General features: G+C 75.0%; 8 protein-coding genes and 1 pseudogene. 3 read left to right on the top strand and 6 right to left on the bottom strand.

The window, feature by feature from the left end; all coding sequences use genetic code 11:
• Nucleotides 1-161 precede the first annotated feature (161 nt).
• Nucleotides 162-827: a hypothetical protein gene (locus DZG00_RS08930; RefSeq protein WP_119455547.1), complete on the top strand. Its 666-nt coding sequence runs from the start codon at nt 162-164 to the stop codon at nt 825-827.
• 37 nt (nt 828-864) lie between these two features.
• On the opposite strand, the gene DZG00_RS08925 is transcribed toward DZG00_RS08930, so the two are convergent.
• From DZG00_RS08925 to DZG00_RS08900, 6 genes are all read right to left on the bottom strand, one after another.
• Nucleotides 865-2,553 (bottom strand): long-chain-fatty-acid--CoA ligase, encoded by a 1,689-nt coding sequence (locus tag DZG00_RS08925; RefSeq protein WP_119383129.1) that lies wholly within the window; start codon nt 2,551-2,553, stop codon nt 865-867.
• Nucleotides 2,554-2,631: 78 nt separating this feature from the next.
• A complete protein-coding gene (locus DZG00_RS08920; protein ID WP_119455546.1) occupies nt 2,632-3,078 on the bottom strand; it encodes an SRPBCC family protein in 447 nt (148 codons plus the stop codon).
• Between the two features lie 72 nt (nt 3,079-3,150).
• The gene (locus DZG00_RS08915; protein ID WP_119383061.1) at nt 3,151-4,599 is read right to left on the bottom strand and encodes a phytoene desaturase family protein; all 1,449 of its coding nucleotides are present in this window, start codon (nt 4,597-4,599) and stop codon (nt 3,151-3,153) included.
• Between the two features lie 9 nt (nt 4,600-4,608).
• The gene (locus DZG00_RS08910) at nt 4,609-5,607 is read right to left on the bottom strand and encodes an SDR family oxidoreductase (RefSeq protein ID WP_119455545.1); all 999 of its coding nucleotides are present in this window, start codon (nt 5,605-5,607) and stop codon (nt 4,609-4,611) included.
• A gap of 97 nt (nt 5,608-5,704) precedes the next feature.
• Entirely contained in the window at nt 5,705-7,393 is a 1,689-nt protein-coding gene (locus tag DZG00_RS08905; RefSeq protein WP_119382962.1) for a long-chain-fatty-acid--CoA ligase, read from the bottom strand.
• Nucleotides 7,394-7,457: 64 nt separating this feature from the next.
• Complete coding sequence (locus DZG00_RS08900) at nt 7,458-8,387, bottom strand: oxidoreductase (protein ID WP_119382961.1); 930 nt, start codon at nt 8,385-8,387, stop codon at nt 7,458-7,460.
• Nucleotides 8,388-8,508: 121 nt separating this feature from the next.
• On the opposite strand from DZG00_RS08900, the gene DZG00_RS08895 reads away from it, so the two are divergent.
• Together DZG00_RS08895 and DZG00_RS08890 are read left to right on the top strand one after the other, a co-directional pair.
• Complete coding sequence (locus tag DZG00_RS08895; protein WP_119383375.1) at nt 8,509-8,862, top strand: hypothetical protein; 354 nt, start codon at nt 8,509-8,511, stop codon at nt 8,860-8,862.
• Nucleotides 8,859-9,046 (top strand): annotated as a pseudogene (locus tag DZG00_RS08890) (acetylornithine deacetylase); the annotation flags it as partial. The gene DZG00_RS08895 and the pseudogene DZG00_RS08890, both read left to right, overlap by 4 nt.

Genomic DNA, 9,046 nt, shown 5'->3' with positions numbered 1-9,046 from the left:
GCGCCCAGCGGGGCAGGGGCGCGCGCGACCGCTGACCATGGCGGCCGCGCGGGTGACGCGCACCCGCCTCCCACGCGGCTCCCGGATGCGACCCGTACGGTGGCCGGAGGCTGATGCGGTCGGCGACACGCGCCGATCCGGCCCCGGCGAGAGGCACCACCATGGGATTCCTGGACAGGCTCCTGGGCCGCGACGAGCAGCCCGCCGAGCGACGCGACCGCGCCTCGGCCGGCGCGCCCCGTGAGCGCAGCGCGGACGAGATCGCCGTCGAGCGGTACCGCTACCTCCTCCGCACCGCACCGCCCGAGAAGATCGAGGAGGTGCACCTCGAGGCGTTCCAGAAGCTCACGCCGGAGCAGCGCGAGATCCTCTTCCGCCAGCTGAGCTCGGACGCCGCGGAGGGCGACGCCCCCGTCGACGACCGCCCCGAGTCGCTCGCCCGCTCGGCCACGCGCTCGGAGATGCGCGCGCCCGGCACGCTCGAGCGCACCCTCGGACCGCGCGGCGGCCTCGCGGGCGGCGGCGGTGCGGGGATGGGCATGGGCGGCATGATCGCCGGATCCATGCTCGGCACCATCGCGGGCGTCGTGGTCGGCTCGGCCATCGCGCAGGCCCTCATCCCGGACGCGGTCGGCCAGGACCAAGCGGGGGCCGACGGGGCCGACGGGGCCGATGGAGGCGCCGACGCCGGAACGGACGCGGGGACGGACGCAGGCGGCGCCGACGCGGGCGCAGGCGACTTCGGCAGCGGCGACTTCGGCGCGGGCGACTTCGGCGGCGGCGGCGACATGGGCGGCGGCGATTTCGGCGGCGGCGACTTCTTCTAGCCCGCCGCCGGACGGGAGGCGGGCCGCGCGCTCGGCGCTAGCCCGCCTCGACGATCCCCTCGCGCACCTTCCGGCGCAGCACCTTGCCGAGGAGCGACGTCGGCAGCTCGTCGAGCACCACGATCCGGCGCGGCACCTTGTAGGCCGCGAGCTCGCCGCGCAGCATCGTCCGCGCGGCCTGCTCGTCGAGCGTCGCGCCGTCCTCGAGCACCACGGCCGCGACGACCTCCTCGTCGCCGCCCTCGCGCGGGATCCCGACGACCGCGGCGTCCCTGACCCCGGCGATGCCGCGCACGGCGTCCTCCACCTCGGACGGCGAGACGTTGAAGCCGCCCGTGATGATGAGCTCCTTGATCCGGTCGGCGATGCGCACGAAGCCGTCCTGGTCGATCGTCACCACGTCGCCCGTGCGGAACCAGCCGCCCTCGAGGATCGCGGCGGCCGTCTCGTCGGGCCGCCCGTGGTAGCCGCGGAACACCTGCGGTCCGCGCACGAGCAGCTCGCCGGGCTCGCCCGCTGGCCGGTCGACGGTCGGGTCCTCGGGATCCACGACGCGGACCTCGGTGTTGGGCAGCGGCAGGCCGACGGTCCCCGCGCGGCGCGTGTCCCCGACGGGGTTGGCCATGAGCACGGGCGAGCACTCCGACAGGCCGTAGCCCTCGACGAGCCAGCCGCCCGTCCGCTCCTCCCACGGCACCACGACCGACTCGGGCAGCGCCATGGCGCCGGAGATGGAGATGGAGATCCCCGCGAGCGACACGCCCTCGGCCTCGGCCGCCTCGCGCAGGCGCCGGTAGATGGGCGGGACCGCGGGCAGGAACGTCGGCGGGTGGCGCCGGATCGCCTGCAGCACGAGGTCCGGCTCGAAGCGGGGGAACAGCACCAGGCGCGAGCCCATGCTCATGGCGAAGGTGAGGCAGAGGGTCAGCCCGTAGGCGTGGAACATCGGCAGGACCGCGTAGACGACGCTCGTCCCGCGCGGGATCGTCGGTACCCACGCGCGGGACTGGGCCGCGTTGGCGCTGAGGTTCAGGTGGGTGAGCTCCGCGCCCTTCGGCGCGCCGGTCGTGCCGCTCGTGTACTGGATCACCGCGACGTCGGATGCCGCCGGCCGCGGGTGCTCGACGGGCAGGGGCGCCGCGGCGGTGATCCGCTCCCAGGGAATCGTGCCGGTCACCCTCGCGGCGATGGCGGCTCGCGCCGCCCGGGCCCTCGGGACGGGGAGGCGGAGGAGCAGGCGCGTGCGGCGCGGCATGGCGCGCGTGACGTCGACGGACACGATGCGCTCGGGGCGCACGCCGTCCGGGAGCGCCTGGACGGTGGCGACCGACCTGTCCCACGCGATCACCGTGCGCGCGCCGTGGTCCTCGAACTGGTGCTGCAGCTCGCGCGGCGTGTAGAGCGGGTTGTGCTCCACCACGACCGCGCCGAGGCGCAGCACCGCGTAGAACGCCACGACGTGCTGCGGGCAGTTCGGCAGGACGATCGCCACCGGGTCGCCCGCGCGCACCCCCGCGTCGGCGAGCCCCTGGGCGGCGCGCGCGATCAGCTCGCCGAGCTCGCGGTAGCTGGTCTCCGCCCCGAGGAAGTCGAGCGCGGTGCCGCCGGGGAACCGGAGCACGGACTGGTCGACGATGTCGACGAGCGATCCCTGCGGCAGGTCGATCTCGTGCGGGACGTCGGGCGCGTAGCTGGCCAGCCAGGGCCGCTCGGTGGGGGTGGTCACCCCTCCCACCCTAGGCCGCGGGGGTCGCCCGCCCGGTGACGCGCAGGCGACGGCCCGGGGACCGCGCCGCCCCGGAGGTCAGGCGCGGCCCGCGTGCCGCCCCTCGGCGAGGTACGCGAGCCGGCGCAGCGTCTCCACGTTGCGGGCGTGCAGGAGCAGGTCCATGAGCGGCGCCGGCACGAGGCGGCCCGGCCCGCGCACGGCCTCCTCGGTCATGCGCACCTCGCAGCCGCCGGGGAGCGTGCGCACCTCGAGCGTGACGCGGGCCTCGCCGAGCGGCCAGCCCTTCGGCTGCATGACCACGCGGCGGGGCGGATCCCACTCGAGCATCGTGGTCGCGTCGTCGATGAGCGCGGGCCAGGACCCGAAGGAGTGGTGCAGCTGCGCGCCGACCGCGGGCCAGGCGTCGTCGACGGACCGCATCCGGGACGCGCCGACCACCCACGCGGGGAACAGCCAGCCGTCGGAGACGACCTCGGCGACGTCGGAGGGGGAGCACTTCATGCGGCGGCGGGTGACGGACATGCGTCCAGTCTGGTGCGCGCATCCAGCCTCCGGTAATCGGGAGGCGGGGGTAGGCACCCACGTGCCGCCCTGCTACAGCGAGAGGTCCGGCCCGCGCTCGATGCCGAACTCGTGCCGCAGCGCGCTCCGCGCCGCCTGGTACCCGGCCATGCCGTGCACGCCGGGCCCGGGGGTCGCGGAGCTCGACGCGAGGTAGACGCCCTGCGCCGGCGTGCGCCACGGATCCGGCGAGAGCACCGGTCGGGCGAGCAGCTGCCACACGCTCGCGGCGCCCGCGGCGATGTCGCCCCCGATGTAGTTCGGGTCGTGCTCCTCCATGCCGACGGCGTCGATGCTGGAGGACGCGAGGATCAGGTCGCGGAAGCCCGGGGCGAAGCGCTCGATCTGCCGCGTGATCGCCTCGGTCTGGTCGACCGTGGATCCCGCGGGCACATGCGTGTACGCCCAGAGCACGTGCTGCCCCGCGGGAGCGCGGCCGGGGTCGTCGATGGAGGGCTGCGCGACGAGCACGTACGGGTCGTCGCTGTGGCGGCCCGCGGCGACGTCGCGCTCGGCGGCCTGGATCTCGGCCCGCGTGCCGCCGACGTGCAGCGTGCCCGCGCGGCGGAGCTCGGGATCCGTCCACGGCACGGGACCGGAGAGCGCGAAGTCGACCTTGGAGGCGGCGTTCCCGTAGCGGAAGCGGCGGATCGCGCGGAGGTAGCGGTCGGGGAGGCGGTCGCCGGCGATGCGGGCCAGGGCGCGCGCACTCGTGTCGAGCAGCACCGCACGAGCCGCGGGCAGCTCGTCGAGGGAGGTGACCTCGGAACCCGTGACCACCTCTCCGCCATGAGCGCGCAGGTCGTCCACCAGCGCGTCGACGATGGACTGGCTGCCGCCGATGGGCACGGGCCAGCCGCGCGCGTGGGCGTAGGCGCCGAGGGAGAGCGCGGCCGCGGCCGTGGAGACGCTCGGCATGGTCTGGATCGCGTGGGCCGCGACCCCGGTGAACATCGCGGGCGCGACGTCGCCGCGGAAGCGCGCGTCCCACAGCGGGGATCCCTGCTCGAGCGCGCGCAGTCCCAGTGCGATCGCGGTGGGCGGGTGTCGCGGCACCTGGAGCAGCGGGCCGTTCGTGAACTGGGCGACCCGGTCGGCGGACGCGGCGAGCGGCCCCATGAGACGCCGCCAGGCGCGCCCGTCCACGCCGAGGGCGTCGACGGTGCGCTCGATATCGCGGTACGCGATGCCCGAGACGCCGCCGTCGAGCGGGTGCCCGTAGGAGATCTCCGGCACCACCAGGTCGATGCGCCGGTCGAGCTGGAACGCACGGAAGAACCCGGACGCGAGCGCCATCGGGTGCACGGCGGAGCAGATGTCGTGGTGGAAGCCGGGGAGCGTGAGCTCGGCTGTACGGCTCCCGCCGCCGATCGTGTCCGCCCGCTCGTGCACCTCTACCCGGAGGCCCGCGCGGGCCATCGTCACGGCCGCGGCCAGCCCGTTCGGTCCCGAGCCGACCACGATCGCGTCGATGTCACCCATGCGTCGAGGCTATCGGCGGCGGAGCGCGGCGGCGCCGGCGACGACGCCCGAGAGCAGGGCGCCCGCGCCGATCGCGACGGTCTTCGCGCGGTTGCGGACGATCCAGATCTGCGGGCTCATGGTGCGGGCCTGGTCGCTGAAGATGCCGCGGGCTCCGTGGTCGCCCGCGGTCGGCGTGTAGAGGTTGGTCGGCAGCATGGGCTGCGTCTTCTCGGCGGCCTGCTGGCCCGAGTAGCCGACCTTCGCGAGGTACCCGTCGAGCCAGTTCGCGACGAACCGGTTCCCGAGCACGGTCTTCACCGTGGGCTCGCCCACCCAGTTGCGGCGCTTCGGCTTCTCGGCGACCGCGGCGATCGCCTGCGCGCCCACCTCGGGCTCGAAGATCGGCGGCACGGGCTGGGGGTGGTGCGGCAGCTGCGACTTGACCCAGTTGAACTGGATCGTGTTGAGCGCGGGCATGTCGACGGTGGAGATGACCACCTTGCTGCCGTTGTGGATCAGCTCGGTCGTCACCGACTCGGTGAAGCCCTGCACGGCGTGCTTGGCGGCGCAGTACGCGGCCTGCAGCGGGATCCCGCGGTGGGCGAGGGCCGAGCCGACCTGGATCACGTGGCCGCTGTCCCGCGGCACCATGCGCGAGAGCGCGGCGCGCGTGCCGTTGACGAAGCCGAAGTAGTTGACCGCAGTGGCGCGCTCGAAGTCCGCCGGGTCGGTCGAGAGGAACTCGCCGAAGACGCCGACCATGGCGTCGTTGACCCAGAGGTCGATGGGGCCGAGCTCGTCCTCGACGCGGTCGGCCGCGGCCTCGACGGCGAGGCGGTCGGCGACGTCGGTGGAGATGCCGAGGCCGCGGCGGCCGCGCGCCTCGATGTCGGCGACCGCGCCCGCGAGCCCGTCCTCGCCGCGCGCGAGGACGGCGACGTCCCAGCCCCGGTCGGCGAGCTCCCGCACGGTCGCGCGGCCCAGTCCGGCCGATCCTCCGGTGACGACGGCGATGCCTCGGGTCATGTGGCTCCTTCGATGCTTGGTGCACGAAACGTGCTCCTCCACCGTAGGGCCGTCCCGGCCTCCGATCCCGCCGGGGGCGCGTCCTGCCAGGCGGCGGTCAGCCTTCGCGCTGCAGGTCCTCGCGCACCTGGCGGCGGAGGACCTTGCCGATGAGCGAGGTCGGCAGCGCGTCCACCCGGACGACGCGGCGGGGGACCTTGTAGGCGGTGAGGTGCGCGCGGCAGTACGCGCGGATGGCGGCCTCGTCGAGCGTGGCGCCCGGATCCAGCACGACCGCCGCCGTGACGTCCTCGCCGCCGTCCGCGGACGGGAGCCCGACGACGGCCGCGCCCTGCACGCCCGGTGCGCCGCGCACGACGTCCTCGACCTCGCTGGGGGAGACGTTGAAGCCGCCCGTGATGATGAGCTCCTTCATCCGGTCGACGATCGTGGTGAAGCCGTCGGCGTCGACGCGCACGATGTCGCCCGTGCGGAACCAGCCGCCGTCGATCAGCGCCGCGCGCGTCTCGTCGGGGCGGCGCCAGTAGCCCTGGAAGACCTGCGGCCCGCGGATGAGCAGCTCGCCCTCCTCGCCGGGGGCGCGGTCGACCGACGGGTCCTCGGGATCCACGACGCGCACCTCGGTGCTCGGGAACGGCACGCCCACTGTGCCGGGTCGGCGCGACGGCCCGATGGGGTTGCCGAGAGCGACGGGCGAGGTCTCCGTGAGGCCGTAGCCCTCCACGAGGTAGCCGCCCGTGAGACCCTCCCACAGCTCGACCGTGGACACCGGCAGGTTCATCGCGCCGGAGATCGCGAAGCGGACGCCCGTGAGGTCGACGCGCTTCTCCTTCGCGCCGCGCGCGAGCCGCTCGTAGATGGGCGGGACGGCCGGCAGGAACGTCGGCGGGTGCTTCCGGGCGGCGGCGAGCACGAGGTCCACGTCGAACTTCGGGAACAGCACGAGCCGGGCGCCGATCGCCATGGCGAACGTGAGGCAGAGCGTGAGGCCGTATGCGTGGAACATCGGGAGCACGCCGTAGACGGTCTCGCCCCCGTCGGCGAGGCCGGGCACCCACGCGCGGCCCTGCATGGCGTTGGCGTGCAGGTTGCGGTGGGTGAGGATCGCGCCCTTGGGGCTCGCGGTGGTGCCGCTCGTGTACTGGAGGATCGCCACGTCGTCCAGCTCCGGCCGCGGGCGGGAGGCGGCGATGCGGCGGTGGTCGACGAGCTCCTCCCAGGTGACGGTGTCCTTCACGGGCGCCGTGATCGCGGCGCGCGCACGGCGAGCCGCGGGCACGGGCAGCCGGAGCTTGAGGCGCGTGGCGAGAGGCATCGCGGCGGGGAGGTCGACCGAGATGATCGTGTCCACGGGCACGTCGCGCGGCATGTCCTGGATCGTGCCGACGACCGTGTTCCACGCGATGACGACGCGGGCGCCGTGGTCCTCGAACTGGTGGCGGAGCTCGCGCGGCGTGTAGAGCGGGTTGTGCTCGACGACGATCGCGCCGAGCCGCAGGACGGCGTAGAAGGCGATGATGTGCTGCGGGCAGTTCGGCAGCACGAGCGCCACGCGGTCGCCCTTCCTCACGCCGAGACGGCGCAGGCCCTCGGCCGCGCGGCTGATCCGGTCGCCCATCTGGCGGTACGTCGTCTCGCGCCCGAAGAACTCGAGCGCGACGGCCGAGCCGTGCCGTTGGATCGAGCGCTCGACCATGTCGACGAGGGAGCCGATCACGGGAGGGATGTCGGCCGACACCCCGTCCGCGTAGCTGCGTACCCAGGGGCGGTCGGCGTCGATGCTCATGTCCCCACCATAGGGAATCCGCCCGGGCGGAACCCGGGCGGATCGGCCGTACAGCGCTCGCGGGCTACGCGGGGTACGCGACCCCGGTGAGCTGCTCGGACGCGCCCCACAGGCGCCGGGCGAGCTCGGGGTCCTTCGACCACGGGCTCGACGCGGCCAGGTGCGGCATGCCGCTCATCCCGCCGGGGCCCGCGGGGCCGTAGTAGTCGCCCGGGTGCACGCCGAGGCCCGTCGCGGCCTGGATCTGCGGCAGGGCGCCCACGCGCACGTCCTGTCCCATCGCGGCCGGCCCGAACCTCGCCGTGAGCTCGCTCACGACGCCCTGCGGCCCCGACCCCGGACCGTTCTTCGCGAGGTTCGTGGACGTGACGCCGGGGTGCGCGGCGACGGCGGTGAGGCCCCAGCCGCGCTCGTCGGACAGCGCCTGCAGTCGGCGCATGAAGAGGAGGTTCGCGAGCTTGGCCTGGCCGTAGGCCGCCCAGGGGCTGTAGCGCCGCTCGGACTGGAGGTCGCCGAACGCGATGCGGCCCATCCAGTGCGCGAGGCTCGAGACGACGACCACGCGCGGGGCGTCGGCCGCCCGGAGCGCCGGGAGGAGCAGCCCGGTGAGCGCGAAGTGCCCGAGGTGGTTCGTGCCGAGCTGGATCTCGAAGCCGTCGCGCGTCTCGCGCCGGTCCGGCGGGGCCATCACGCCCGCGTTGTCGACGAGGATGTCGATCGGACCGCGCTCGATCTCGCGGTCGGCGAAGGCGCGCACGGAGGAGAGGTCGGCGAGGTCGAGGGATCCGACCTCGACGTGCACGCCGGGGTGGCGGTCGCGGATCGTGCCGGCCGCGTCCTCGCCGCGCTCCGGGTCGCGCGAGGTGAGCACGACGGAGGCGCCGGCCACGGCCAGGCGGCGCGCGGTCTCGAGGCCGAGGCCGCTGTTTCCGCCGGTGACGACGGCGCGCTTGCCGTCGAGCGGGCTGATGATGATGTCGGTGGGACGGGGCACGCGGACTCCTCTTGCGGGTGGGATCCCCACGCTAGCGACGTCCGCCGGGCGTCGGCCGTGCGGCGGGCGCCCGGCCGCGCGTCGGGCGGCGGGCGGCGGCGGCCGATGCGAGGATCGGGGCATGTGGATGAGACGCGGCCGGGACGGATCCGATGGCGACCGGGGGAGCGCCGTGTCGCACGCGATCGGGGTCGGGGCCGTCGTCGTGATCCTCGACGGCCAGGCCGCGACGGGCGATCCCGCGCTCGACGGCGAGCCCGTCGGCCTCGTGGTCGCCTCCGCATCGGACGGACTCCGCAGCGTCAGCCCGGTGCCGACCGCCCGCGGACGCGCCTGGGTCGTCGAGCTCGGATCGGATGACGACGGCACGGCCGGCCGCCGGGTCACGGTGCCGCAGAGCGCGCTGCGCCTCGTCGACGACGCCGGCGAGGTCGTCCGCTCCCTGCCCGCCGACGACCTCCCGCCGCGCGCGTGAGCGACCCCGTCGCCGGCGCGGTCGAGGGCGCCGTCGATCCCGTCGACCTCGCCGCCGAGCTCATCCGCATCGACTCGACCAACCCCGACCTCGTGCCGGGTGCCGCGGGCGAGACCGCGGTCGCCGCGCACGCCGCCGCCTGGCTCCGCGCCCGCGGCTTCGACGTGCGCGTGCTCGAGGAGGC

This window comes from Clavibacter lycopersici (assembly GCF_003576405.1).
GTDB lineage: Bacteria > Actinomycetota > Actinomycetes > Actinomycetales > Microbacteriaceae > Clavibacter > Clavibacter lycopersici.
The sequence above is the reverse complement of the archived record's forward strand: the minus strand, read 5'-3'. Positions and strand labels throughout refer to the sequence as shown.